This is a genomic window from Duganella sp. CY15W, from assembly GCF_009857555.1.
Lineage (GTDB): Bacteria > Pseudomonadota > Gammaproteobacteria > Burkholderiales > Burkholderiaceae_D > Rugamonas > Rugamonas sacchari.
In genome coordinates, this window is record NZ_WWCQ01000001.1 from 759,243 (window position 1) to 785,353 (window position 26,111).

Sequence of the window (26,111 nt, forward strand, 5' to 3'; positions counted from 1 at the left end):
TCATGAAAAACGACATCCCCGCTCAACAACTGCGCTGGCAATTCTGGGTTGACCGTGGCGGCACCTTCACGGACATCGTCGCGCGCCGTCCCGACGGCAAGCTGGTAACGCACAAGCTGCTGTCGGAGTGCCCGGAGCGCTACGACGACGCCGTTACCCAGGGCATGCGCGAGATGCTGGGGCTGAAGACTGGCGATCCACTGCCAGCCGGGCAGATTGAGGTCATCAAGATGGGCACCACGGTGGCGACCAATGCGCTGCTGGAGCGCAAAGGCGCGCGCACCGCACTGGCGATTACCCGTGGCTTCGCCGACCAGCTGCGCATCGGCTACCAGGACCGTCCGGACATCTTCGCCATGCACATCGCGCTGCCGGATCTGCTCTATGAAGACGTGATCGAGATTGATGAACGTATCGGCGCACGTGGCGAAGTGCTGCAAGCGCCGGACGAAGCGCTGCTGCGGCGCCAGTTCCAGTCATTGCGCGAACGCGGCATCGATGCGATTGCGATTGTGCTCATGCACGCATACCGTTACCCGCAGCACGAACAGCGTCTGCGTGTGCTGGCCGAAGAGGCAGGCTTCAGACAAATCTCGGTCAGCCATCAAGTCAGCCCGCTGATGAAAATTGTCGGTCGCGGCGATACGACGGTGGTGGATGCTTACCTGTCGCCTGTGCTGCGCGACTATGTCTCGCGCGTTTCGGCGGATACCGGCGATGTGCGCCTGATGTTCATGCAATCCAATGGCGGCCTGACGGACGCCAGCCGATTCCAGGGCAAGGATGCGATTCTGTCCGGTCCTGCTGGCGGCATCGTCGGCGCGGTCAAGAGCTGTGAGGCGATCGGACTGAAACAGGTGATCGGCTTTGACATGGGCGGCACCTCGACCGACGTTGCGCATTACGATGGCGCTTATGAGCGGGTGTTCGAAACCGTCGTTGCTGGCGTGCGTGTGCGCGCACCGATGATGCACATTCATACGGTAGCAGCGGGTGGCGGCTCGATTTGCAGCTTCGAGAACGGCCGCTTCAAGGTTGGCCCGGAATCGGCGGGCGCCAATCCGGGGCCGGCAAGCTACCGCAAAGGCGGCCCACTGACCGTCACCGACTGCAACGTGATGCTGGGCCGGATTCAGCCCGAGCACTTCCCGCACGTGTTTGGTCCCAACGGCGACCAGCCGCTGGACCGTGACGTGGTGGTGCGCCGCTTCAGCAAACTGGCCGAGCAGATCGAAGCCGAAACCGGTACGCGCCTGTCGCCATCGGCGGTGGCAGATGGCTTCCTGGCGGTCGCTGTCGATAATATGGCGCAGGCGATCAAATCGATTTCGGTGGAGCGCGGCTATGACGTCAGCCGCTACGCCATGTGCTGCTTTGGCGGCGCCGGTGGCCAGCACGCCTGCCGCGTGGCCGATGTTCTGGGCATGAGCAAGATCGCGATTCATCCGTTTGCTGGCGTGTTGTCGGCATTCGGCATGGGCCTGGCGGACATTCGTGCAATGCGCGAAGCCGCCGTCGAGCAGCCGCTGAATGCCGCCACGCTCGCCGCGCTGGCGCCGCAACTGGCGACGCTGACGCAGCAGGCGGCCGACGAACTGCTGGCGCAACAGGTCGCATTGGACGACATCTGCGTTGAACTGTGCGCGCGCGTAAAATACCAGGACAGTGACTCTGCTTTCGTCGTCGCGTTGGACAGCGAGATCGCCATGGCCGAAGCCTTCGCCACGCTGTACCGCAGCCGCTTCGGCTTCGTGATGGAAGGCCAGCCGTTGGTGATTGAGTCCGTGTCCGCCGAGGCGATAGGCGCCGGCGATGGCGCCGACTTTGAAATCGCCGTGCCGTCCGGCGGCGGGAATGTGGTCGATGGCCGCGTCTACAGCTACGTTGATGGCCAGACGGTGCCGATCCCGCTGTATGTACGCGCCGAGCTGCCAGCGGGTAGCCGCGTCGCTGGCCCGGCGCTGATCCGCGAAGCCATCGCCACCACCGTGGTGGATGCCGGCTGGAGCGCACGCGTGCTGCCAGACCATACGCTGCTGCTGGAGCGCGTGGTCGCCGCAGGCGCCGCGCACAAGATGACCACTGCCGTGCATCCGATTCACCTGGAGATCTTCAACAACCTGTTCATGGCGATCGCGCGCCAGATGGGCACCACCCTGGAGAACACCGCGTATTCGGTCAATATGAAGGAGCGCCTGGACTTTTCCTGCGCCGTGTTCGACCGCCATGGCAATCTGATCGCCAATGCACCGCACATTCCAGTGCACCTTGGCTCGATGAGCGACAGCGTGCAATGCGTCATCCGCCAGCATGCCGCCACCATGGCGCCGGGCGATGCGTATGTACTTAATGTGCCATACAACGGGGGCACCCACCTGCCGGACATCACCGTGGTTTGCCCGGTGTACGGCAAAGCCGATCAGCCGCTGTTCTACGTCGCCGCGCGCGGCCACCATGGCGATGTGGGCGGCATCACGCCAGGCTCCATGCCACCGAATAGCACCAGCATCCTGGAAGAGGGCGTCCTGCTGGATAACCTGAAGATCGTCGACCGTGGTGTCTTCCTCGAACAGGAAGTGCGGGTGCTGTTTGCCGCCGGCCCCTGGCCGAGCCGTAACATCGACCAGAACATCTCCGACCTGATCGCGCAACTGGGCGCTTGCGAAACCGGCGCCAATGAATTGCTGAAGGCCGTAGCGACCTACGGTGATGACGTGGTGCTGGCTTACATGCAGCACGTGCAGGACAACGCCGAGCAGGCCGTACGCAAGGCCATCCGCCAGCTGCGCGATGCCAGCTTCGCTTATGAGATGGATGATGGCGCGCTGCTACAGGTGAAGCTGACCATCGACCGTGATAACGGCAGCGCCATCGTTGACTTCACCGGCACCAGCGAGCAGCGTCCGACCAACTTCAACGCGCCGCTGTCGGTGTGCAAGGCGGCGGTGCTGTACGTATTCCGCACGTTGATCGACAGTGATATTCCGATGAATGAAGGCGTACTCAAACCACTGCACCTGATCGTGCCGGAAGGCTCGATGCTGAACCCGCGCTATCCGGCAGCGGTGGTCGCTGGGAACGTGGAAGTATCGCAGTATGTCACGGACGCCCTGTATGGTGCGCTGGGTGTGATGTCCGCCTCGCAGGGCACGATGAACAACTTCACCTTCGGTAACGACGAACACCAGTACTACGAGACGATTGCTGGCGGCTCTGGCGCCGGTCCAGGATTTGACGGTACAGCCGCTGTGCAGACCCACATGACCAACTCGCGCATGACCGATCCGGAAGTGCTGGAGTGGCGCTTCCCGGTGCTGGTGGAGACGCATGCCATCCGTCGCGGCAGCGGCGGCGCGGGGCTGCATCGTGGCGGTGATGGTGCGCTGCGCCGCATCCGCTTCCTGGAAGCGATGACCGCCAACATCCTGGCCGGCCACCGCCGCATCGCACCGTTTGGCCTGCAGGGTGCGGAAGCGGGCGCGTTGGGCCGTAACTGGGTGGAGCGCGGCGATGGCACGGTCGAGGAATTTGGTGCGACCCATACCGCGGAGATGCAGGCAGGTGATGTGTTTGCGATTGAAACGCCGGGCGGTGGTGGCTTCGGCGCCTAACTAAAACAAGGGAGATGACAATGAAAAAAACAATGATCGCACTCGCATTGAGTGCAGTGGCAGGCATGGCGGCGGCACAGTCCAACGTCACCGTGTACGGCATATTCGACATGGCGCTGGTGCACGAGAGTGGCGGCACGGCTTCCAGCACCAAGGTGACGAGCGGCGTGGAATCAGGCTCGCGCATCGGTTTCAAGGGCACAGAGGATCTGGGCGGCGGCATGTCGGCGATCTTCCTGGTGGAGAATGGCTTCCAGGGCGATACCGGCGCGATGGGGCAGGGCGGCCTGCTGTTCGGCCGTCAGGCTTACGTCGGCCTGCAAGGCAGCGCCGGTACAGTGGCGATAGGCCGCCAGTACACGCCGCAGTATCTGGCCGTGGCGGCGGTTGATCCCTTCGGTTCCGGTACTGCGGGCGATACCAAGAACCTCATGGCATCGACCGGCAATAGCGCTAGCCGCATGGACAATGCCGTCAAATACATCTCGCCGATGGTGCATGGCTTCAGCACGGAGGTGGTGTATGGCGCCGGCGAGGTGGCTGGTGACAATAGCGCCAGCCGCCAGTTCGGTGGCACCCTGGCATACGTTGGCGGTCCGTTGACATTGCGGCTCTCCACGCACTATCGCAACAACGAAACTGCCACTGTGAAGAACGTCAGCAGTGCGCGTAACTCCGTGATTACAGCGCTGTACGACTTCGGCGTGGCCAAGGCGCATTTCGCCTATGGGGTGGACAAAGGCGTCAACAGCGCCTTGCCGCGCAACCTGGCCAATCCGTTTGGCGCGGCGGTGGCGCCGACGCCCTCTACCGACAGCGACGTCATTTTGCTGGGCGTGACAGTGCCTGCTGGCCTGGGCACCTGGCTGGGCTCCTACATCCGCAAGAACGACAAGACCGGCTTCAATCAGGATGCGGAGCAGTTTGCGGCGGGGTATCGCTACTACCTGTCCAAACGTACCGACCTGTATGGCGTGTACGGCTACATCCGCAACAAGAACGGCGCCGGCTACACGGTCGGCAGCGCGATTGAAGGTGGTACCGGCAACCGCGCGCTCAACCTCGGCATCCGCCATATTTTTTAAGGAGTGGTTATGTTCAAGCGTATCTTGATGGTGCTGTTGATGGTGTGGACGGGTGTCGCTGGCGCGGTAGAAAAGGGCACGGCGGATGAAGCGGTGGCCATGGTGAAAAAAGCCGGCGACTTCCTCAAGAAGAATGGCAAAGAAAAGGCCTACGCCGAGTTCAATAATCCGAAAGGACAGTTCATCCAGAACGACCTGTATATCTTCACCTTCTCCGCCAATGGCGACGGCATCGAAACGTCCAATGGCGCCAACCAGAAGCTGGTCGGCAAAAACGTCAAGGAGATGAAGGATGCGGACGGCAAGTTCCTCATCAAGGACATACTCGCCGTCGGCATGAGCAAAGAAGGCAAAGGCTGGGTCGATTACAAATGGCCTAACCCGAGCACCGGCACGATTGACGCCAAACGCACTTACGTCGAGCGTGTGGATGATGTGGTGATCGGCTGCGGTATCTACAAATAGCCGTCAGCTGATGGTATCGACCACGCCGCCGTCCACGCGCAGTGCCGCGCCGGTGGTGGCCGATGCCTGTGGCGAGCAGACATAGACCACCATGTTAGCGACTTCCTCCGGCGTCGCCACCCGCTGGATGATGGACGTGCTGCGATGCTCTTTCACAAAGGCGTTGGCTTCGCGCTCCGCAGCCGCATAGTCGGCATCCGGCGCCACCAGGTGCTGCACCCCCTCCGATAGCGTAGGTCCGGGCAGCACCGCATTCACCGTGATGCCGGTGCCGGCCAGACTCTTGGCCAGGCCGCGCGAGATCGCCAGATAACCGGTCTTGGTGAACCCATAGTGAATCATATCGGCTGGAATATTCAGTCCCGATTCCGACGAAATGAACACGATACGTCCCCAGTTCTTCTGCTGCATGCCAGGCAGGTAAGCGCGACTGGCGCGCACGCCCGACATGATGTTGATTTCAAAGAAGCGCGTCCACTCTTCGTCGGGAATCTCGGCGAATGGCTGCAGATTGAAGATACCGAGGTTGTTGACCAGGATGTCCGCCACCGGCTCAGCCTTTTGCAGGATAGCGAAACCTGCCGCATTCCCCAGATCCGCCGCCACACCGCGCACCTGCGCACCCGGCACCTGATCGCGCAGCTTGTTGAGCGCCTGATCGACGTCCGTCTGCTTGCGGCCCGTGATAACAACCGTCGCTCCAGCGCCGGCCAGGCCCAGTGCAATGGCGTAACCGATGCCACGCGTGGAACCAGTAACGATAGCGGTCTTACCTTTCAGATCAATCTGCATGACATGTCCTTTCGAGTTAGGTGATGTGCCGCTCCATCCTAGTCGAAAAGCGAGGGAAGGCAATCTACCTTAAAGAGTTATTTCGATCGCAGTTTCCTCAGTGGCATTTCGCTAGATTTTCGGCAAGGCTTATATGGTAAATTGCCATCGGCTTGTGTACTGTAAGGGTACCTGAATGTGATTGGCTGGCCGTTGGCTAAAAAATGACGAATTGATTTCGAAAATGGATTTCGTACACTTGAGAGTAGTCTATGACGGTAAAGGACCGTTAATTTGGGGGCGCAAACCCGGAACTTTCGGTTTGCAAGACAAAGACGGGCACCTGCAAATCGGGACTATTGGGGGCGCTGGTGAAACTACATTTGAACTATCTCTCCAAGTAAAATCTGGCAAATCTGGTGAGCCCGTGTTGCTCGGCTCTTTCGCTCATGGTCCACCTGCCGGGCGTTTTTTATACCTCTCGTGGGCCGAAGGAGATGGAACATTAGCTCAGCGCTTGAAGTTACCGCTTGCTGGTATTGAGTGGAGCGACATACGCGAGTCCGTTAAACAGCAGAAGCCGTTAGTCGGTGTTCTAGTCGATCATGCGCCACGCGTTACCTCGACTGGCGCCAATATTGGTGGGAGCCGGCCAGTTTGCTGGAAATTACTCTAGGTTGCTAACAGCCAAGAACAGACTCTGACGCACGCCTCTCATTGGCCTTCTTTGCGTAGATAAGGCAGCCACGGACTATGAAAAAAATCGCCAAAAAACTATCGCTGCTAGCCGGCCATTTGCTAAACGTGGTGATTGCGCTCGTCGCCGTTGTTTACCTTTTCGGAGCGGTAGTTTGGATGCATGTGTCTCTGATTCCTGCATTACTTCTTACTCTGGCGATGGCATTGCCATTTTTGGGGATTGCATGGGTTTTGTTGAAGCTGGGAAAGGTGGTCAGAGAATGATGGGCCTGATTAGGGGCAATGTTCGGCCAAAACCAACCCTTCGCATTTTTCTTCTTTATCATGTTCGAACATATAGATTACATTCTCACTAACTTCTTCTCAGTAGAAATTGGTCATAGCGAGCACGAGGCGCTGGACTGTTTGCGGCAGGAAGTAGGACTCGATACTCCTATATGGGAAGAGCTACGTTTGCAGCTAGTACGAGCATTTTCGGATCCAAAATTTTCATGGAAAAGTGCATTTTCCCGAAATAATGTTTGCGACTTTGCTGACGAAGATACTGCTAGAACATATGCGGAAAGACTTCTTAGGTTGGGGTTGAAAAATCACTTAGGATAGACTTGACTGATTTCGGCCAAGAGCGGGCATCCATAATTTTTGAGTTCTATTGATGAGTGAAATTGCGAAAGCCATAGATGAGTTGGTCAGAATTGGTATCATGCCAATCTTGAAGGATGCTGGGTTTAAGAAAAAGGCTAGAAATTTTCACCTCGTACAAACTGAATCCATCGCAGTCATCAACGTTCAAGCAAGTCAATGGAACTCTGGGAAAGAGGGACAATTTACTTTTAATGTTGGGCGATACTATCCGGCATTAGACGCACGAGTGCGGGGCGGTAAGCTCTCGTTTCTTCCAAAAGAATATGAATGCACGATTCGCCGCCGCGTAGGCAGCCTGATGCCCGAAGGGATCGATATCTGGTGGACGGTAAATCTTGAGCAAGACAACACGCAAATTGTGGAACAAACACGTAATGTAGTTCAAGAGTTCGCGATACCGTGGTTGGCGCGAATTGAGTCAATTGCCGGGCTGAAAGACCTATTGGAGCATGAGGCGTCTATCGATGCTGCGGAAATCTTGATCTTCTTGGGTAACACAACAGGCGCCAAACAGTGCCTGCAGCGTTTGATGTCAATAAGGCCGACTGACTGGCGACGTATTGAACTCTGGGCACATCAACACGGTATCGACCTCGGGTAATGATTTTTCAGCGGTAGGAAGTCAGTGAGTCCGCATTGAATTATCGTGCATCGAGCTGCTATTTTCCTAAATGTGCGAATGGCAACAACGGGGCGACTTCTGTCAGGGCGTGACAAATCGTTAGGTTTGCACACTGGCAAGATACTATTCTGACCATGTTGGCCGTATTCGGCCAAAAGCGGGCACTGCTCCGGCCTCGCAAGCCTCTCCGGCCGTTGCCGATCATAGACGGATTTTAGCAAGCCGGGTAGGATGCCCAAGATCAACATCGTAACGTTTTAACTCCGAAGACCATGAACATGAAGTCTATTCTCGCGCTTGCCCTCGCATTATTCATCCCAGCGGCAGTCCATGCTCAAAATCAGGAAATAGTCGTGCAGCAGCCACCGCCATTGCCGGGAAAGTATGCCGGTGGGACTCCGGTTAGTTGCCCCCAGCCCGCCTGGCCACGCGAGGCGTTGCGCTATGAATTGGAGGGGACGACTACCACAGAGGTTCTCGTAGGGGATGATGGTAAGCCCTACGGTCAGCGGGTCTATAAGTCTAGTGGTTGGGACATTCTCGACGAGGCGACACTCTCGATGATGGCGTCATGTCGTTTTATACCGATTACGCGTGATGGCCAACCGGTGGGGGCGCATTGGAGTAAGGTAGCTTTCAAATGGACGCTTGAACAGGAAGGTAATCCGTCCGTCTCGCGCCCTGTTTTGATTCGTGAGTCATGCGCTGGGGCCGAGGGACTTGTCTTGGTCGACAACCCGGCCTCCGGTCGCGGCGTTCTGCTGCGCTTTCTGGTCTCGCCTGAAGGCAAGCCGTTCGGCATTAAAGTGGTGAAGGACGGTACCAGTACCGAACTCCAAGAAGCAGCCGTTCGGAAGCTGGAGAGCTGCAAGTTTCTACCAAGTGTGAACAGGGGGGCGCCAGTGCCTGGGAATGCATTTGCGCGTTACCAAGCGGATCTATCACGTTGAATCCCCAAACCAGGGTGACAGTGAGAAACAGTTCATCCACCGGAAGGGATACATAAGTTTGTGCTTGGTTGTCTGTGCTCGGCCAGTAGTAGACGTACTAGCTTTCGCGAGAATATTTGAAATGCAACGAAAATACATTTTACTTATAGTCTTTTGCACTTGGCTTCTCGGCGTATTGACTATTGGAATCGTGGATATCTACAGTACGATGGAAGAGCTACGAGTGAATCCATCTCCAGACCTCTATGCAAACAACGTGGGATTTCAAATAATCGTCTTCACTGTAAGCAAGGGCATGGCATCCCTACTGCTCTTGGGACTCGGACTGATTGCGGGGTTGTCATGGCGCGTTGGTGACAAACAGGCCGGTTAGACAGCACCCGGCCAAGAGCTGTCGTTGAAATTGAGTATATGATAAGAACGTCAGTGTTCGGAGTTGAGTTGTTATGCTCGCCCTAACGCAGGGAGCTCTCGCCGTGGAAAATAGTCCAAAAAACGGAAACCGTGAACTTGACCCATTTGCGCCCGCTGTCGTCGCCTATGCGAATGTATGTTCTGAGCGGTATCCTGAAAATACTTATACTATCAAGTTTCTGTTAAGGCGGTTCTTGATGGGTATAAAAAAGAATACGAAAAACTGAACGCTGATATCCAGTTTCAAAAAGAACTCGGAAAATTTAGAAAACAGGTAACCGAAAAGTCCAAGGCCCAGCTAGACAGTGAGTGTGCAGGTGTCCTGGAAATGGGAAAAGAGGCTGTGCAGCAGTACAAACCTCAGCAGTGAAAGACTGACCTCGGCCAGTGACAGCCAGTCAGAAAGCTAGACAAAAGGGAATAGAGTGATTTTTAAATATGCTGCTGTATTAGTAACTGTCGGCTTGGGTATTTCGTGCCACCCCGCACAAGCGGGTTCTGGAACAACACCGTGTTCTCTAACCACTGGATTTGGTCAGACATTTGGTTCGTCACTCGTCGTAGGAACGGTGACCGCTAGGGGCCTAAATTCAGTCTTCGTTACCCCGCATGATGTAATGCCACCCTATACGCAACCTGAGGTAGGCGTAAGCCAAAAGACTGGACTGATATGGAGCGCAAATGCATGGGCTAAATTTGACAATGAAGATGCGGCCTCTAGTTTCGCCATAAACCTTGTTAAACAATTTGAGGCTGAACTTTCAGTGACGGAGAAGAAAGTTGAATCCAACACGATCGAGTTATACACAGGGGCGTTAGTTAAACGAAAACTTGACGGTAAGGACTACATCTATCACGATAATGGATTGAAGGTGGTTATATCGCCACACAGGAATGCTGTGTCCGTGGAGTGTGTTGATCTTAAGTCTGAACAAATACACATAAAAGAAGCCTTTGCGCGCTAGCGTGTCAATAGTCCTATTCTAGGAACGGTTTAAGCCGTGAACGGCCAACAGCAGACCTTCAAGGTTAAAAAAGTAAAGGCAAATATGACTGGAGTCACGACCGAGCGGATCACCGAATTAGAGGTAGCGATTGGGCTGCAGCTGCCTGAGGATGTTCGCTCTATGTACGGCATATCTAATGGATATAAAGGTCCGACAGAGTGTCAGCTCTTGTATCCAGCAGATGCTGAAAGCGAAATTCTGAGTATGAACCGGCTCAAGGAAGAGCCTTGGTTCCCTAAGCAATTTCATTCGCTTGTGCTCGTTGGGGATGACGGATGCGGTAATCTGATTGGGTTTGACTGGGCAACTGGTCGTGGAGTTCTTTGGAACCCTAGCGATGGTGACTCTGTGCAGCAATCACGTGGTTCGGTCACAGAAATCTGGGAGTACGTCATTGACTGGTACAAAACGATCGGATGATCGATCAAGAACGTGAACTTTATCGGATTCAGCATTCGGCCAGTGACAGACGGACGCTCAACTATTAGCATGAGTTAAAAAATGCGCGTACGCTTAAACAATGGATATGATGCAGAAATTATCGCGGATGGCGGTCGATTGGACCTATTTTTACCGGACGGTCACTATGTGTTCACAGCCAAATCACCCGAATTCAGTACCTTCTTTGCTTTTGCAGACTACGCCACCAAGGGCGTCTGTCCTCTCATTTCCTTTGCGCCAGAACACAAACAAAATGGGTGGATGGACTGGTTTTGTGAAATAAACGTTCGTTCTCAATCGATCACTTTGCTCAATCCTTGGCGATAAATGTAAAGCGGTTTCACCGAATGCGACAATAACCGGCCAGTTGCAGTCCTTCTTAGCTAAGAAATTTTAAATATCGAACATGGCAACACTCTCTGTTATATCAGTCGAGCCGTACTCACCTGGTAATGAATGCGCGTCCGTAAAGCTGAGCAGCGGAAAAGGTGAGGTTGTGGCTTTTTGTTGGCCTTGCAGTCTCAATGTTGGGGATGTCGTTGAAAATCGCCTGTCTACGTTGGAGGGGCAGGCTCAAGCAGCTTATTTCTCGGACTGGCCTGACGACGAAATAGAGGCATTGTCAACGGAGTGGATGGAGAGCACTGGAAGCTATTCGTACAAAGGGCGTGGGCTAGTCATTGATGCCTCAGAGGGGCTTGTGGAAGTCAACGGCTTTGTCATTGAGCTTGACGATGTCTTTGGTGAGGGGCATGTCGATTTCGAAATTACTCGGCTTGACGTCAGGTCTTAGCAATTGTCGAGAACCGGCCAAGAGCTGTCGTTGATGTGGCGCTCATTAAGGAAAGTTTGGAGATAAAATGGACCAAGACCCTGCACCGTATCTGGACATGAAAAAACATGGAGCTACTGCCGCAGAGGTATATCGCAAGGCGCGTGGAGACGGCTATAAAAAACATGAGTGCTTGGGTCTCATAATGGGAGTGTTCGGACTTGAGCTTGATGAAGCAAGAAAAATTGGACATCAGTTGTTTTATCAAGAACGCGATATGCTTGGGAAAGCTGACCTATAACGGCCAAAAGCTGACTATGTTTTATAGAAATTCGTATCAACCAATACTTTTAAAGACTCAACCAAATCGTGAAAACCAATGTTTTTTCTTTTCTTTTTATGCTAGTTTGTGCCCAAGTAGTCGCTGCCACGAGCGATGCTAAAATCGAAATTGCAGGAAGCGGACTAAAATCAATTCACCCCCGTAGCTTCAGTTATCCTCGTATCGGGACCTATCTAAAAGATGATATAGGAACGGCCGCTATCTTGGTTACGGCTATGCCTATAATTAAATACAATCCTGAAAATGATAAAGAATATTTAAAATATTCCTACCCTGTTCCCCCTGAGGCGTTTTCCAATGGGAGGTTGGCGGGGCGACTTTACAAAAGATCCAGAACTGGAAATGTTGGAAATTGGGATGGGACTTGGCTTACTGTAAATCGGGGAGGCACGCAACTTTCTGTTACTGTGAGTTTTAATGGTCCTGTTGAAAAGTCCCGTGCGGTCTTCGAGCTCGCACAACCATTCTTGGATCATCTTGAGTGGGACGAAACTAAGCTGGACAGTGAGGTTGCGTTCGGAGCAAGATTGAGAATTCCAGGCATGTTGCCGGTTAAAAAAATGGTGGGCACACTGCTCTATAATAAGACGGGTGAGCCAGGAAATAGTTCACCAAATATAATGATAAATGCTACCCCGCTACCTCGCACAATAACAACTGCAGAATTCACCCAGCTTTGTACCAATGCACTAACCCGGACGTTTTCAGGAAAAAAACATGAGGGACCTTATATAAACGTCAAAAATGGGGTTCGAGTGTGCGATGGGTGGGGTTCTGACATGCAGGGCAGCATAATGTACATTGGTGTAGCTAGCCTTCCAAGTGGTGATGTTATCAATTCCATTGGATACGTCCCGGATACCATGAAGGACTTTAAGGTGACGAGCCTGAGAGAGGCTATTTTAAATGTCCAATTATTGCGGTAAGGCTTTGTGTAAATGAGTGCCAAGGTCCGCAACGGGGTGCGGAAGCCGCCTGTCATGTACTGCAATTATTTAAGCACTGGATCTTTTTGTTCTGGATTCGGTGTTGTCGGCGCGGCGCTGGGAGAATCGGCTTTGCGATTATCTTTGCCGCACGCTTTGCTATTGGCGGCGGTGGCTTTGTCCGATTTGGCGTGCATCTCGACGCTTTCGCCGCCGCTGGCATCGACGCCGCCTTGCATGCCGGCGCATTTCGATTGGCTGGTCGATTTGGCATGCGCAGCCTTGCCGTTGGCGGTTTTAACCGCTGGATCAGGATTGGTTTGCTGGGCGTAAGCTGCTGAACTCAGGCAGAAGGCCAGCAGTGGGATGGCAAGCTTCATGATGTGTCCTCAGGTGAGGTAACTGTGAACAGTTATTTTTTCACCTTGTCGTCCAACAGCAGGTAGGACGCACCCTCGTGATTACGTCGGACAAGCGATTCAGTGCCGCAGCGAGCGTCGCATCACCAGCGGCGCGGGCTCCAGTGGATTGGCGTGCGAGTATTCCAGCTCTTCCGCGAGCTCAAATTCATACGCGGTGTAGAAGTCGATGAGTTTGGGCTGGTCGGCGCGCACCGCCAGGCGGACTTCTTCCACGCCCACGGCCAGGCCGTGGTGGATCACGGCTTCCAGCAGATGCTGCGACAGATTGCTGCCGCGATGCTCCGGTAGCACGCCCATGCGGCACACTTCCCACACGTCCTGCTCCGCATCCAGCGGCAGCCAGCGTACCGAGCCTACCGGTTGCTGATCGATCTCCAAAACAAAACCGCCGCCATCGCGCAGGTGTTCTGCTACGAGGACGGCGGTTTCGCGGTGGCCGCTGGAGGTAACACTGACCTTGCCGGCCCACGCTGCACGCGTGAGCTCGGCGATCAGTTTGGCATCTTCCTTTGTCGCTTCGCGCACCACAAGGTTCATGCCGGCTTCCTTAGCTGATGCGCATGCCCGGTTCAGCGCCCGGCCATGGGTTCAGGATGTAGATGCCTGGATTGGCTTTTTCATCCACTGCCGATGCTGCCATGACCATGCCTTCCGACACGCCAAACTTCATCTTGCGCGGCGCCAGGTTGGCCACCAGCACGGTCAGCTTGCCGATCAGGTCTTCCGGCTGGTACATCGATTTGATGCCGGAGAAGACGTTGCGGTGACGGCCTTCGCCAGCGTCCAGCGTCAGGCGCAGCAGCTTGTCGGAACCTTCCACGTGTTCGCAGTTGACGATCCTGGCGATGCGCAGGTCGACCTTGAAGAAGTCGTCTACCGAGATTTCTGGCGCGATCACTTCAATGCCAGTCTCGGTCACGGCCACCGCTGGGGCGGCCTTGGCTTTGGCTGGCTTCTCAGCCTTGACGGCTGGTGCTGCCGCTGGTGCGGCGCCGGCAGCCGGCGCATCGAACAGGTCTTCGATCATCTTTGGATCAACGCGGGTCATCAGGTGCGTGTAGGCGCCGATGGTACGGCCCAGCATGGCGTTGGCGACCACGCCGCTGGCCACATTGGTTTGCGTCCAGTCGAACTGCTCATCGTTGAGGAACTTGGCGACATTGGCGGCCACGCCTGGCAGCACTGGCGACAGCAGGATGGACAGCTGGCGGAACAGGATCAGCGCGGTGGTGCAGACGTCGTGCAGCTCGGCGAGCTTGCTTTCGTCCTTGGCCAGGATCCACGGCTTGTTCTCGTCCACGTACTGGTTGGCGAAGTCGGCGATCTCCATGATCTCGCGCAGCGCTTTGCCGAACTCGCGCGACTCGAAGTTGGCAGCGATATTGGCCTGGCGTTCCACGCCTTCCGGCGTCACCAGTGCGCGCTTGATCCATTCCTGCGCGTTGGCGGACAGGCTGGTGGCCAGCTTGCCGTCAAATTTCTTGGCGATGAAGCCGGCGCAACGCGACGCGATGTTGACGTATTTGCCGATCAGGTCCGAGTTCACGCGGGCCACGAAGTCGTCGCCGGTGAAGTCCAGGTCTTCGACCTTGGAGTTCAGCTTGAAGGCGATGTAGTAGCGCAGCCATTCCGGATTCATGCCCAGGTTCAGGTAGCGCAGCGGCGAGATGCCGGTGCCGCGCGACTTGGACATTTTTTCGTTGTTGACGGTCAGGTGGCCGTGCACCGCGACGCGCATGCGGTCGATGGTCGGGTGGTCGGCAAACTTCAGCATCGCTGGCCAGAACAGCAGGTGGAAGGAGACGATGTCCTTGCCGATGAAGTGGATCTGTTCCGCGTTCGGGTCTTGCAGGAAGGCGTCGTAGTCGATGCCTTTCTTGCCGAAGTAGTTTTTCAGCGAAGCCAGGTAGCCGACTGGCGCGTCCAGCCAGACGTAGAAGTATTTGCCCGGTGCGTCAGGAATCGGGATGCCGAAGTAAGGCGCATCGCGCGAGATATCCCAGTCGGCCAGTTTTTCACCGGCTTCGCCCAGCCATTCGGACACCTTGTTGACCATCTCTGGCTGCAGGCGGCCAGGGGTGTTGAGCCAGTCGCGCAGGAATTCGTAGCAGCGCTTGTCGGACAGTTTGAAGAAGTATTGTTCCGATGGTTTCAGCACCGGCGTGGCGTTGGTGAACACGGAGAACGGGTTCACCAGGTCGGTCGGCTGGTAAGCCGCGCCGCATACTTCGCAGTTGTCGCCGTATTGATCCTTGGCGCCGCATTTCGGGCATTCGCCCTTGATGTTGCGGTCGGCCAGGAACATGCCTTTGACCGGGTCAAAGAAGCGGTCCACGGTTTTGGTCTGGATCAGGCCGGCATCGCGCAGCTTGCGGTAGATGCCTTGCGACAGTTCGACGTTTTCCGGCGAGTCGGTCGAGTACCAGTTATCAAACGCGATGTGGAAGCCGTCCAGGTACTGGGCGCGGCCAGCCGCGATCTTGGCAACGAACTCCTGGGGAGTAATGCCTTCCTTTTCCGCCGCAATCATGATCGGCGTGCCGTGAGTGTCGTCGGCGCCGACAAAGTGCACCTCGCGCGGTGCATCGCCGTCACGCTGCATTCGCTGGAACCGGACCCAGATGTCAGCCTGGATGTACTCCATCATGTGGCCAATATGGAAAGCGGCGTTCGCGTAGGGCAGGGCAGTGGTGACAAACAGCTTACGAGTCATGGTTAATGCACTTTTTGGGTGGAAAAGGAGCATTTTAACAGCGGATGCGGTGCTTGCGCAGGTTGCGCTAGAATGGCAGCATATTTAACGGAGAGTTACATGAGCATTGCAGTAGAAGACGTCAAGGCCGCCCTGTCTAAAATCGTTGATCCAAATACAACGAAAGATTACGTCAGCGGCAAGTCCGTGAAGAATTTGAAGGTCGATGGCAGCGATATCTCGCTCGACATCGAACTGGGCTATCCAGCCAACAGCCAGATCGACGCCATCCGCAGCAGTGTGATTGCCGGTTTGAAGGCGCTGCCGGGCGTGGGCAATATCAGCGTGAGCGTGTCCAGCAAGATCCTTGCGCACACCGTGCAGCGCGGCCTGAAGCCGATGGTCAATGTGAAAAACATCATTGCCGTGGCCTCGGGCAAGGGTGGCGTGGGCAAGTCGACCACCGCCGTCAACCTGGCGCTGGCGCTGGCCGCAGAAGGCGCTTCGGTTGGCCTGCTGGATGCCGATATTTACGGCCCGTCGCAGCCGATGATGCTGGGCGTGTCCGGCCGTCCGCAGACCAAGGATGGCAAGTCGATGGAACCGCTGGAGAATTACGGCGTGCAAGTGTCGTCAATCGGCTTCCTGATCGATCCGGATGAGCCGATGGTGTGGCGCGGCCCGATGGTCACGCAGGCGCTGCAGCAGTTGCTGGAACAGACCAACTGGCGCGACCTGGACTATCTGATTGTCGACATGCCGCCAGGTACCGGCGACATCCAGCTGACGCTGTCGCAAAAAGTGCCGGTCACCGGTGCGGTCATCGTTACCACGCCGCAGGACATCGCGTTGCTAGATGCGCGCAAGGGCCTGAAGATGTTCGAGAAAGTCGGCATCCCGATCCTGGGCGTGGTGGAAAACATGAGCGTGCACATCTGCACCAACTGCGGCCATGCGGAAGAGATCTTCGGCCACGGCGGTGGCGAGAAGATGTGCAAGGACTTCGGCGTGGACTTCCTCGGCGCGCTGCCGCTGACCATGGCGATCCGCGAGCAGGCCGATGCGGGCAAGCCGACCGTGGTCGCTGACCCGGATGGTAAAGTTGCTTCCATCTATAAGGAAATCGCGCGTAAAGTAGCGGTGCAGGTGGCAGAAAAAGCCAAGGACATGACCAGCAAGTTCCCTACCATTGTCGTCAAGAACGACTAACAGGAGAGCATCATGATGAAAGCGGTATTGGCGGCAGCGCTGCTGACCCTGAGCGCGGGCGCGTTTGCGCAGCAATCGGTATGGTTTGTCGAGCCGGCCAACGGCGCGACGGTGACCAGCCCGTTCAAGGTCAAGTTCGCGGTGGCCGGCATGGACATCAAGCCGGCCGGCGACATGACCTCCAATACCGGCCACCATCATTTGCTGGTCAACGCCACGCCGGTCAAGGCCGGCGAGGTGATTCCGGCCGACGAGAAGCACATCCACTTTGGCAAGGGCCAGACCGAAACGGAACTGACCCTGCCGCCGGGGAACTACACCTTGACCATGCAGTTTGCCAACGGCCTGCACCAGGCCTACGGCCCGGGCATGAACAAGGAAATCAAAATCACCGTCAAGTAATCACTTGTGCAGCGTGATGCCGATGGTCCTGCCATCGGCTGGCAGCGAGAAGCGGGCCGCTTCGTATTTGGGCGGACCGAAGCTGCCTTCGGCGTCATTGCTGAAGCCCGTGGGTTCGGAGGGAATGCCGAAGATCATGGTGTCCAGCTTGCCGTTGCCGTTCACGTCCTGAAACAGCGCGACCGCGTAGTCGCCGGGCGCCAGATCCTCCAGTTTGACCTGCATGGCGGCCTCGCCAGCGGGGACGATCTTTTTCTTCATGCCCTTGTGCAGGAAACTCTCGCTGCTGTCGTACAGCACGATGGCCACACTGCCTTTGCCAGGGATGACGCCTTTGAGATCCAATGTCAGTGTGCTGGCTTGCGCCGTGGTGGCCAATGCGGCCAGCGCGATGGCCGCCGCCGCGCCGCGCGCCGTCCGGCCCCAGAAGTAGGCGAGGATCATCAGGAACACCACGATGGTCAGACCCTGCGACAGGCCGAGCATGGCCTGCTGGCCAATCAGTGATGGCACGCGCGAGAACAGTTCGTTAATCAGGCCGCCGATCAGCTGGTAGTAGCTGAAGACGATGGCGGTCAGGTGGACGCGCAGCCACTGCCGTCCCGGCGTTTGCCAGCGCGCGCTGGCGAACGCAATCCCCAGGCTGGCCAGCGTGCACAGTGCCAGTACGTGGAAGATATTGAAGCCGCCGATCTGGTAGATGCCCAGCGCGCTCAGATTCACAAACACCATCGCATAAATATAGCGCCGGCCATCGCGCTGGTGCGCTGTGCCGCCCTTGGCTGCCCACAGCAGTTTGGCGCCGATGATGAGCGAGTAACAGCAAGCCAGCGTGTGCAGCCAGCCAATCAAAGTCAGATGCATGGTATTCCTTTCAGGTCGGATTACATGTCCAGCAGCGAGCGTAGTTGCGCCACGTGGTGGCGGTAGGCGGCGCGGCCGGCGGTGGTGGTGCGGATGCGGGTCAGCGGTTTTTTGCCGACGATTTGTTTATCGATTTCCACGTAGCCGGCGCGCGCCAGCGTGTCCAGGTGCGCGCCCAGGTTGCCGTCGCTGGCGTTGATCAGCGATTTGAGGCGCACGAACTCTATCCACTCATCTTTCTTGAGCGCGTGCAGCGCCGTCATCATGCGCAGGCGTGTGCTTTGGTGGATCACTTCATCGAGGCCGTTCATGTGGATGGCCTCAGCGCGCGTGGCGCATCCAGGTGCCACCCAGCAGCAGGCCGCCGCCCGCCGCTGCGGCCATGATGAGTTCATACCATGGGCTGTGCGAGAAGTAGGCCAGCAGGCTGACGGCGATCACCAGCGCGCCCAGCACGGTCCAGCGCAAGCCAAACCACAGGCCATGCAGCATGTACGCGCTCATGAACAGGCAAGTCCAGAGTACTTCGATCGCGCGGCCGCGAGGGCCGATCAGCATGGACGCGATGGCGCCAAACGCCAGCAGGATGCAGCCGGCCCACGTCAGGCGGCGGCCGGTCTGCCGCTGGCTGCTGTCATCGGTGCTATGGCGCAGGCGGAGCAGGACGGTGCCGGCGAAGCCGATGGCGTCGCAGACCAGCCAGATCTGACCGGCGCTGGCGGGCAGGAAGTAGCAGGCGACGTGGGCGATGATCCATACTAGGCCCCACAGCTGAACCGTTGGGCCTTGGCGCCAATAGCCGAGATACTGCGCGCTACGTTGCTGGGTTTGCTCAATCTCCGCGAGCATGTCGCGTGCCATTTGCTGATTCATGATGATCCATAGAGTACTCTGTAATGCAGAGTATACTGCTTGGGGATTATCCTGATGTCAACAACAATTTAGGCTGCGTCGCGGTGCGCTGCTTCGCCGACTTTCCAGTAGCCTTTGGCGCTGACGCGTTTTGCGTCCAGCCACAGCGTTTGCAGGTAGCGGTTGCGCAGGCTGCGGATGCTGGCCGATTCGCCGGCGATCCAGATGTAACCGGGACCGGGCGGCAACGGGCGATTCAGCAGCGACAGGCACAGCGCGCTGCCGGGCATGGCGCCAGCGGGCAGCCAGTGCACATTCAGCGAGGCCGTGCTGTCGATGACCTGGCGGTCGTCTGGCGATGCCAGTTCGACGTGGATCTCGGCCGGCAGGCCTGGCGGCAGCGTCGCCGCGATGCGCTGGATGGCTGGCATCGCGGTCAGGTCGCCGGCCAGCAGCAACCAGCTTGCGCCATCCGGCAGCGCGTAGCCGCCGTCGCGCGGACCAGCGATGACGACCTGTTCGCCGGCCTGGGCTTGTGCAGCCCAGGTTGCGGCGGGACCGGATGCGCCATGCGCCGTATGCAGCATGAATTCAATGTCCATCGTGCCTGCGCTGTGATCGACACTGCGGATGGTGTAGGCGCGGCTTTCACCCGATGGCAGGAAGATCTTGACCCAGGCGGCGGGCGTGTCGATGCCATCCGTTTGCAGGAAGGCCGCCAGTTCCGGCCCGCCGAAGGTAATCCGCTGCAGGTGCGGCGACGTCAGACGTGTCGCCTGCACCTGCGCTTGGACTTGCAGGCGTTTGGGGCGCAGAAGTTCAAGCATGGCGGACTCCTTGCGACTGGCGGCCCAACAGCATCAATGCGACCACGAAGGACAGCGATACCGATGCCGCACCCGCCAGATACACCGCGCTGATGCCGCAGTGCGCGGCCAGCATGCCGGCCAATGGGCTGGTGATGCCGAGCGAGATGTCGAGGAAAGCCACATACGCGCCCATGGCCAGCGCACGCGTTTGCGGCGGCGCGCGGCGCATGGCTTCCACACCAAAACCGGGGAAGGCCAGCGAGTAGCCGAAGCCGGTCAGCGCGGCGCCCATATACGCCAGCGGCGCCGTGCCCGCACCCCAGATCAGCAACTGGCCAATGGCTTCGATCACCACGCACACCAGCGCCACGCGGGCGCCGCCCAGTTTGTCCGGCAGGTGGCCGAACAGCAGGCGGGCGCCGATGAAGGCAGCGCCAAACGCGGAGAAGGCCAGTGCCGAATTGCCCCAGGATTTGGCGGCAAACAGCAGCGCAATGAACGCCGTGATGACGCCAAAGCCGACGCTGGACAAAGCCAGTCCCACACCAGGCGCCCACACTGCGCCCAGCACCTTGTAGAACGGCGTGCGGCGCGTGGCGCTGGGCGGCGTAGCGCGGACGCCCGGTACGATGATGGCGGCCAGCAGCGGCGTCACGATGGTGGCAATCGCGATGCCGCTAAAGCCCGCAACGCTGTTGAACGCCACGCCCACCGGCGCACCGAGTGCGTAAGCGGCATACATAGCGATGCCCAGCCAGGCCATGACCTTGCCGCCGTTCTGCGGGCCGACCAGGCCGATGCCCCAGCCCATGGTGCCGGTGACGATCAGGCTTTCGCCCAATGCCAGCAGCACGCGGCCTGCAACCAGCACCCACACCGATGACACGGGAGCATCAACAAAAGCCAGCGAGGCCAGGTAGATCAGGCCGGAGGCGGAAGCCGTCAGTGCGCCGGTGATGACGGCACGCTTGGCGCCGCGCATATCGGCAAAGTTGCCGGCCCAGGCGCGTGACAGCAGGGCGGCGGCAAACTGCGCGCCGACCACCAGGCCCACCACACCCGGCCCCATGCCCAGTGTGTCGTGCAGGTGCAGCGGCAGCACGGGCAACTGGATGCCGATAGTCAGAAAAGCGATAAATACCGCCAGCGTGATAGGCGCCAGCGTCAGGAATACATTGGCGCCGCCTGGCGCCGGAGAAGTAGATTGCATGGTTTGCTCACTTGAGACGGAGGGAAAGTTCGATGCCGCCATCCAGCGGCATCGACAGATAGCTGTGCGTGGACGAACGGATGTAGTCCAGGTATTCCGGGCTGTAGGCCGCGTCGTCGGCGATGATGAGGGCGCCGCGCGCCAGACGGTGTTCGACCAGTTGCAGTACTTCTGGATACAGGCCTTTGGCGCCGTCCAGCAACAGCATGTCGATGCGGTCAGGTAGGTCGGCGGCCAGGGTTTGCAGGGCGTCGCCCTGGCGGATTTCGACCAGGTCGAGCAAGCCGGCCGTATCCAGGTTGGCGCGGGCGCGTTCCACCTTGGAGGGCTCGAACTCGGTGGTGAGCAGGTGGCCGCCGCCGTTGTCCTTCAGCGCGGCGGCCAGGTACAGGGCAGACACGCCGAATGAGGTGCCGAATTCGACGATCGACAGCGCCTGGTTTGCGCGCACCAGCATATACAGCAGCATGCCGGTTTCGCGCGAGACGGCCAGCGGCATGTCTTTCAGGCTGCGGTAGAAGTCGAGGTATTCGGTTTTGCTGGCCATCAGCTTGTCCTGTTCCGCTTCGCTGAGCTGGAAGAATGGATGGCTGCGGTCCGGCATGGCGGCCTTGGATTCGGCAAACAGCTGGTCAATCAAGGCATTGAATTGTGGTGTGGCGATAGTGGTCATGATGGTGTCTTGTAGGTTGAGCGCGATGCCGCGCTGGCGTAAAATGCGACTAATTCGTCACATCGAAGTATGCGACGAATTCGTCACATTTTCTATTCGCATTCCTCAACCCACTTTTTCGCTGCCATGACAGACCGCCCGCGCCCGCAGATCTCCTCGAGAAAACAGCCGAAACAGGCCCGTTCCGCCGAACTGGTGGCGGCCATATTGCAGGCCGCTATTCAGGTTTTGGCCAAAGAGGGCGCGCAGCGTTTCACCACCGCGAGGGTGGCGGAGAAGGCTGGCGTGAGCGTTGGGTCGGTGTATCAATACTTTCCGAACAAGGCGTCCATCCTGTTCCGGCTGCAAACCGATGAGTGGAAACAGACCACCGACATGATGCGTGGCGCGCTGGAGGCGCCGGGCAAGCCGCCGCTTGAGCGCTTGCGCAATCTGGTGCATGTGTTTGTGCAGTCCGAGTGCGAGGAAGTGGAAATGCGCGGTGCGCTGGACGATGCGGCGCCGCTGTACCGCAATGCGCCGGAAGCGCAAGAGGCGCGCGCTGCGGTACAGGAGACGATCGACAAGTTCATGCTGGAGGTCTGGCCGGGGGCAAACGCCGATGCGCGCACGATGGCGGGAGACATGATCCTCACCACGCTCAGCACCATGGGCAAGCATGTGTCCAATACTGCGCGCACGCCAGCCGAGGCCCGGACCTATGGCGATGCCATCGCAGATATGTTCTGCGCCTACCTTGAGCAAGGATTATGAATTTCATCTAAAATTGGATGAAGTGTTTAATTTTGAGGAGTTACGGATGCAAACTGTTCTGGAAACGCCGGCGTTGTTGCTGGATGAGGCGCGCATGCAGCGCAATATTCAACGCATGCAGCAGCGTATGGATCAGTTGGGTGTCGCGTTTCGCCCGCACGTAAAGACCAGCAAATGCCTGGAGGTGGCACGTCGCCAGCTGGCGGAGGGCGCGCGCGGGATTACGGTCTCGACGCTGAAAGAAGCGGAAGAGTTTTTCCGCGCCGGTGTGGACGACATTCTGTATGCAGTGGCGATTGTGCCCAACAAGCTGGATCACGCGCTCAGGCTGATCCGCGAAGGCTTGCGTCTGACGTTGCTGCTGGAGTCGGTGGCGATGGCGCAGCAGGTGGCCCGGCGCGGTACGGAACATGGCGTGTGCTACGACGTGATGATCGAGATTGATACGGACGGCCATCGCTCCGGCGTCAAACCAGACGACCCTGTGCTGCTGGAGATCGCCGCCGCGCTGCAGGGCGGCGCGCGGCTCAAGGGCGTGATGACCCATGCAGGCGCATCCTACGACCTGAATACGCCGGAAGCGCTGGCGGGCATGGCCGAGCAGGAGCGTTCGCGCTGCGTCGCGGCGGCGCAGTTGCTGCGTCATGGCGGCCATGCTTGCGAAGTGGTCAGTGTCGGCTCGACGCCGACCGCGCTCAGCGCCCGTCATCTGGAAGGCGTGACGGAGGTGAGGGCGGGCGTCTACGTGTTCTTTGATATGGTGATGGTCGATGTGGGCGTATGCAGCACCGACGATGTCGCCATCAGCGTGCTGTGCACCGTGATCGGCCACCAGCCCGCGCAAGGCTGGGTCATCACCGACGGTGGCTGGATGGCGATGAGCCGCGACCTTGGTCACAACCATCACGGCTACGGCCTGGTGTGCGATAGCGAGGGGAGGCCGGTGCCGGAGCTGGGCTTTGGCAAGGCCAACCAGGAACACGGCGTGCTGCAATGGCGTGGCGAGACGGGGGCGGACATCACCCAGCGCTTCCCGGCCGGCAGCAGCCTGCGCGTCCTGCCGAACCACGCCTGCGCCACGGCGGCGCAGCACGGCCAGTATCATGTGATCCCGCAAAACGGCGGCGACTGGCCGGTCTGGCCGCGCTTTAGCGGCTGGTAAGGTGCGTGATCCGGCGGTTGTTGGCGCCAAGCCCACGCTGACGCGGTAAAATAGCGCTTTTATATCTCAGCTTTTTTACTTCGATGACGAACGTACCAACACCGGCACCAGCCAAGCCAGTCCGCACCCGTTTTGCCCCTAGCCCGACCGGCTACCTCCACCTCGGCGGCGCCCGCACGGCGCTGTATTCGTGGGCCTTCGCCCGTCACTTCGGCGGCACCTTCGTGCTGCGGATTGAAGATACCGACCTGGAACGTTCGACGCCGGAAGCCGTGCAGGCGATTATCGAAGGCATGGAATGGCTGGGCCTGAACCACGACGAAGGTCCGTTCTATCAGATGCAGCGCATGGACCGCTACCGCGAAGTGGTGGGCCAGATGCTGGAAGCGGGCACCGCTTACCACTGCTACTCGTCGCAGGAAGAAGTGCAGGCCATGCGCGACCGCGCAACGGCCGCTGGCGAAAAGCCGCGCTACGACGGCACCTGGCGTCCAGAGCCAGGCAAGGTACTGCCGGCGATTCCGGAAGGCCGCAAGCCGGTAGTGCGCTTCAAGAACCCACTGGATGGCGAAGTGAGCTGGGATGACTTCGTCAAAGGCACCATCACCATCGGTAATAAAGAGCTGGACGATCTGGTGATCGCGCGCCCGGACGGCACGCCAACTTATAACTTCTGCGTGGCGATCGACGACCTGGATATGGAAATCAGCCACGTGCTGCGCGGCGACGACCACGTCAACAACACGCCGCGCCAGATCAATATCCTGCGCGCGATTGGCGCACCGCTGCCGCTGTACGGCCACCTGCCGATGATCCTGGGTTCGGACGGCGCCAAAATGTCCAAGCGCAAGGATGCCGTCAACGTCATGCAATATCCCGCCGAGGGCTATCTGCCGGAAGCCATCCTGAACTACCTGGCGCGCCTGGGCTGGAGCCACGGCGATGATGAAGTGTTCTCGATGGAGCAGGTGTGCGCGTGGTTCGACGGCACCCACCTGTCGAATTCCGCAGCACAGTTCAACATCGAAAAGCTGAACTGGCTGAACAACCACTATATTAAGCAGGCCGACAATGAGCGCCTGGCCGAACTGGCCAAGCCGCGCATGCTGGCCGCCGGCGCCGTGTTCGAAGGCGCACCGGCGCTGCCAGTCGTACTGGGTCTGCTGAAAGAGCGTACCAATACTGTTAACGAACTGGCCGACGCCGCCATGCTGTTCTACCGCGAGCCGCAACCGGACGCGGCGTTGCTGACCCAGCACGTCACCGATGCCGTCAAGCCAGCGCTGGCCGACTTTGCCGAGCGTTGCAAAACGGTGGAGTGGAACAAGGCAGCGCTGGCCGCCATGATTAAAGAAGTGCTGGCCGCACATGGCTTGAAGATGCCGCAGATCGCCATGCCGCTGCGCCTGTTTATTACGGGCCAGTTGCAAACGCCGGCGATTGACGCGGTGCTGGAAATCTTCGGCCGCGACACCGTTGTGGCGCGCCTGGCAAAGTTCCTGTGATTTAAGCGTTGAAGCAGGGGCAAAGTTGCAAAAGGGTATTTGCATAATACGGCGCCTCTGCTATACTCTTGTCTCTCGCGCAAACGGGGGTATAGCTCAGCTGGGAGAGCGCTTGCATGGCATGCAAGAGGTCAGCGGTTCGATCCCGCTTACCTCCACCAAGTTTGCAGAGAAAGTAGTACGGTAGTTCCAAGGTCCCCATCGTCTAGAGGCCTAGGACATCACCCTTTCACGGTGAGTACCGGGGTTCGAATCCCCGTGGGGACGCCAGCTTCGCCAAGGCTGGTTAGTAGTAAATGTTCTGTGCCCTGAGGGGGTATAGCTCAGCTGGGAGAGCGCTTGCATGGCATGCAAGAGGTCAGCGGTTCGATCCCGCTTACCTCCACCAACAAGCACAGGATAGTAGTACGGTAGTTCCGAGGTCCCCATCGTCTAGAGGCCTAGGACATCACCCTTTCACGGTGAGTACCGGGGTTCGAATCCCCGTGGGGACGCCAGCTTTGCCAGAGCTGGTCGGTAGTAGTAAATGTTTTCTGCGCCCGGGGGGTATAGCTCAGCTGGGAGAGCGCTTGCATGGCATGCAAGAGGTCAGCGGTTCGATCCCGCTTACCTCCACCAACAGCGTAGAATGCATATTGAGAAGTTCCTTGGTCCCCATCGTCTAGAGGCCTAGGACATCACCCTTTCACGGTGAGTACCGGGGTTCGAATCCCCGTGGGGACGCCAAAGCGTAATGAACAAGCCGCCATGAGCGGCTTTTTGTTTTTTTGGCATTCAAAAATCCTCCCTTTTTATACCATCGCGCCG

27 protein-coding genes and 6 tRNA genes are annotated in these 26,111 nt (G+C 58.1%); 23 read left to right on the plus strand and 10 right to left on the minus strand.

Annotated features, from left to right (window positions below; all coding sequences use genetic code 11):
- Positions 1 to 2: 2 nt before the first annotated feature.
- The 3 genes from GTP58_RS03585 to GTP58_RS03595 are packed head-to-tail and all read left to right on the plus strand — an operon-like array spanning position 3 to position 5,161.
- Positions 3 to 3,611, plus strand: coding sequence for a hydantoinase B/oxoprolinase family protein (locus GTP58_RS03585; RefSeq protein WP_161076287.1), 3,609 nt, complete (start codon positions 3 to 5; stop codon positions 3,609 to 3,611).
- A gap of 20 nt (positions 3,612 to 3,631) precedes the next feature.
- On the plus strand, positions 3,632 to 4,696 hold the full coding sequence (locus GTP58_RS03590) for a porin (protein WP_161076288.1): 1,065 nt from the start codon (positions 3,632 to 3,634) through the stop codon (positions 4,694 to 4,696).
- 9 nt (positions 4,697 to 4,705) lie between these two features.
- A complete protein-coding gene (locus tag GTP58_RS03595; protein ID WP_161076289.1) occupies positions 4,706 to 5,161 on the plus strand; it encodes a cache domain-containing protein in 456 nt (151 codons plus the stop codon).
- 3 nt (positions 5,162 to 5,164) lie between these two features.
- Here the strand turns inward: GTP58_RS03595 and GTP58_RS03600 are convergent, their stop codons facing one another.
- Positions 5,165 to 5,953: an SDR family NAD(P)-dependent oxidoreductase gene (locus tag GTP58_RS03600; protein ID WP_161076290.1), complete on the minus strand. Its 789-nt coding sequence runs from the start codon at positions 5,951 to 5,953 to the stop codon at positions 5,165 to 5,167.
- Positions 5,954 to 6,176: 223 nt separating this feature from the next.
- Here GTP58_RS03600 and GTP58_RS31865 point away from each other — a divergent pair, with 223 nt between their 5' ends.
- The 9 genes from GTP58_RS31865 to GTP58_RS03640 all read left to right on the plus strand — a co-directional run bounded on the left by GTP58_RS31865 (position 6,177) and on the right by GTP58_RS03640 (position 12,751).
- A complete protein-coding gene (locus GTP58_RS31865; protein ID WP_373924688.1) occupies positions 6,177 to 6,608 on the plus strand; it encodes a DUF5990 family protein in 432 nt (143 codons plus the stop codon).
- Positions 6,609 to 6,685: 77 nt separating this feature from the next.
- Positions 6,686 to 6,895, plus strand: coding sequence for a hypothetical protein (locus GTP58_RS03605; protein ID WP_161076291.1), 210 nt, complete (start codon positions 6,686 to 6,688; stop codon positions 6,893 to 6,895).
- A gap of 391 nt (positions 6,896 to 7,286) precedes the next feature.
- Positions 7,287 to 7,877, plus strand: a complete 591-nt coding sequence (locus GTP58_RS03610) for a DUF4304 domain-containing protein (protein WP_161076292.1) — start codon at positions 7,287 to 7,289, stop codon at positions 7,875 to 7,877.
- 293 nt (positions 7,878 to 8,170) lie between these two features.
- Complete coding sequence (locus GTP58_RS03615; RefSeq protein ID WP_161076293.1) at positions 8,171 to 8,848, plus strand: TonB family protein; 678 nt, start codon at positions 8,171 to 8,173, stop codon at positions 8,846 to 8,848.
- A 1,415-nt stretch (positions 8,849 to 10,263) separates the two neighbouring features.
- Complete coding sequence (locus tag GTP58_RS03620; protein WP_161076294.1) at positions 10,264 to 10,689, plus strand: SMI1/KNR4 family protein; 426 nt, start codon at positions 10,264 to 10,266, stop codon at positions 10,687 to 10,689.
- 81 nt (positions 10,690 to 10,770) lie between these two features.
- Positions 10,771 to 11,037: a hypothetical protein gene (locus tag GTP58_RS03625; protein ID WP_161076295.1), complete on the plus strand. Its 267-nt coding sequence runs from the start codon at positions 10,771 to 10,773 to the stop codon at positions 11,035 to 11,037.
- 79 nt (positions 11,038 to 11,116) lie between these two features.
- A complete protein-coding gene (locus GTP58_RS03630) occupies positions 11,117 to 11,503 on the plus strand; it encodes a hypothetical protein (RefSeq protein WP_161076296.1) in 387 nt (128 codons plus the stop codon).
- A gap of 67 nt (positions 11,504 to 11,570) precedes the next feature.
- Positions 11,571 to 11,783 (plus strand): hypothetical protein, encoded by a 213-nt coding sequence (locus tag GTP58_RS03635; protein ID WP_161076297.1) that lies wholly within the window; start codon positions 11,571 to 11,573, stop codon positions 11,781 to 11,783.
- 68 nt (positions 11,784 to 11,851) lie between these two features.
- Positions 11,852 to 12,751 carry a hypothetical protein gene (locus tag GTP58_RS03640; protein WP_161076298.1) on the plus strand — a complete coding sequence of 300 codons (900 nt, stop codon included), beginning with the start codon at positions 11,852 to 11,854 and terminating at the stop codon, positions 12,749 to 12,751.
- A gap of 65 nt (positions 12,752 to 12,816) precedes the next feature.
- Here the strand turns inward: GTP58_RS03640 and GTP58_RS03645 are convergent, their stop codons facing one another.
- The 3 genes from GTP58_RS03645 to metG all read right to left on the minus strand — a co-directional run bounded on the left by GTP58_RS03645 (position 12,817) and on the right by metG (position 15,886).
- A complete protein-coding gene (locus tag GTP58_RS03645; protein ID WP_161076299.1) occupies positions 12,817 to 13,131 on the minus strand; it encodes a hypothetical protein in 315 nt (104 codons plus the stop codon).
- Between the two features lie 99 nt (positions 13,132 to 13,230).
- A complete protein-coding gene (locus tag GTP58_RS03650; protein WP_161076300.1) occupies positions 13,231 to 13,710 on the minus strand; it encodes a GNAT family N-acetyltransferase in 480 nt (159 codons plus the stop codon).
- 10 nt (positions 13,711 to 13,720) lie between these two features.
- A complete protein-coding gene (gene metG / locus GTP58_RS03655) occupies positions 13,721 to 15,886 on the minus strand; it encodes a methionine--tRNA ligase (protein ID WP_161076301.1) in 2,166 nt (721 codons plus the stop codon).
- 99 nt (positions 15,887 to 15,985) lie between these two features.
- Here metG and apbC point away from each other — a divergent pair, with 99 nt between their 5' ends.
- Positions 15,986 to 17,074, plus strand: coding sequence for an iron-sulfur cluster carrier protein ApbC (apbC, locus tag GTP58_RS03660; RefSeq protein ID WP_161076302.1), 1,089 nt, complete (start codon positions 15,986 to 15,988; stop codon positions 17,072 to 17,074).
- Between the two features lie 12 nt (positions 17,075 to 17,086).
- Positions 17,087 to 17,476: a DUF4399 domain-containing protein gene (locus tag GTP58_RS03665; RefSeq protein WP_161076303.1), complete on the plus strand. Its 390-nt coding sequence runs from the start codon at positions 17,087 to 17,089 to the stop codon at positions 17,474 to 17,476.
- On the opposite strand, the gene GTP58_RS03670 is transcribed toward GTP58_RS03665, so the two are convergent.
- The 6 genes from GTP58_RS03670 to GTP58_RS03695 form a co-directional block, all read right to left on the minus strand.
- Positions 17,477 to 18,340, minus strand: a complete 864-nt coding sequence (locus GTP58_RS03670; protein WP_161076304.1) for a DUF2141 domain-containing protein — start codon at positions 18,338 to 18,340, stop codon at positions 17,477 to 17,479.
- Positions 18,341 to 18,360: 20 nt separating this feature from the next.
- Positions 18,361 to 18,651 (minus strand): transcriptional regulator, encoded by a 291-nt coding sequence (locus GTP58_RS03675; protein WP_161076305.1) that lies wholly within the window; start codon positions 18,649 to 18,651, stop codon positions 18,361 to 18,363.
- Between the two features lie 10 nt (positions 18,652 to 18,661).
- Positions 18,662 to 19,213: a hypothetical protein gene (locus GTP58_RS03680; protein WP_161076306.1), complete on the minus strand. Its 552-nt coding sequence runs from the start codon at positions 19,211 to 19,213 to the stop codon at positions 18,662 to 18,664.
- Between the two features lie 68 nt (positions 19,214 to 19,281).
- Positions 19,282 to 20,019 carry a siderophore-interacting protein gene (locus GTP58_RS03685; RefSeq protein WP_161076307.1) on the minus strand — a complete coding sequence of 246 codons (738 nt, stop codon included), beginning with the start codon at positions 20,017 to 20,019 and terminating at the stop codon, positions 19,282 to 19,284.
- The gene (locus GTP58_RS03690; protein WP_229215409.1) at positions 20,012 to 21,211 is read right to left on the minus strand and encodes an arabinose transporter; all 1,200 of its coding nucleotides are present in this window, start codon (positions 21,209 to 21,211) and stop codon (positions 20,012 to 20,014) included. Before GTP58_RS03690 ends, GTP58_RS03685 begins: the two co-directional genes overlap by 8 nt.
- Before the next feature lie 7 nt (positions 21,212 to 21,218).
- A complete protein-coding gene (locus tag GTP58_RS03695; RefSeq protein WP_161076309.1) occupies positions 21,219 to 21,884 on the minus strand; it encodes an O-methyltransferase in 666 nt (221 codons plus the stop codon).
- A 126-nt stretch (positions 21,885 to 22,010) separates the two neighbouring features.
- On the opposite strand from GTP58_RS03695, the gene GTP58_RS03700 reads away from it, so the two are divergent.
- The 9 genes from GTP58_RS03700 to GTP58_RS03740 all read left to right on the plus strand — a co-directional run bounded on the left by GTP58_RS03700 (position 22,011) and on the right by GTP58_RS03740 (position 26,030).
- Entirely contained in the window at positions 22,011 to 22,637 is a 627-nt protein-coding gene (locus GTP58_RS03700) for a TetR family transcriptional regulator (protein ID WP_161076310.1), read from the plus strand.
- Between the two features lie 46 nt (positions 22,638 to 22,683).
- Entirely contained in the window at positions 22,684 to 23,799 is a 1,116-nt protein-coding gene (locus tag GTP58_RS03705; RefSeq protein WP_161076311.1) for an alanine racemase, read from the plus strand.
- 83 nt (positions 23,800 to 23,882) lie between these two features.
- A complete protein-coding gene (gltX, locus tag GTP58_RS03710) occupies positions 23,883 to 25,304 on the plus strand; it encodes a glutamate--tRNA ligase (protein ID WP_161076312.1) in 1,422 nt (473 codons plus the stop codon).
- An 85-nt stretch (positions 25,305 to 25,389) separates the two neighbouring features.
- A tRNA-Ala gene (locus tag GTP58_RS03715) sits at positions 25,390 to 25,465 on the plus strand.
- Between the two features lie 33 nt (positions 25,466 to 25,498).
- A tRNA-Glu gene (locus GTP58_RS03720) sits at positions 25,499 to 25,574 on the plus strand.
- A 42-nt stretch (positions 25,575 to 25,616) separates the two neighbouring features.
- A tRNA-Ala gene (locus GTP58_RS03725) sits at positions 25,617 to 25,692 on the plus strand.
- Positions 25,693 to 25,725: 33 nt separating this feature from the next.
- Positions 25,726 to 25,801 (plus strand) — tRNA-Glu (locus tag GTP58_RS03730).
- 45 nt (positions 25,802 to 25,846) lie between these two features.
- Positions 25,847 to 25,922: transfer RNA gene (locus GTP58_RS03735), tRNA-Ala, on the plus strand.
- 32 nt (positions 25,923 to 25,954) lie between these two features.
- Positions 25,955 to 26,030 (plus strand) — tRNA-Glu (locus tag GTP58_RS03740).
- The last annotated feature ends 81 nt before the right edge of the window (positions 26,031 to 26,111 follow it).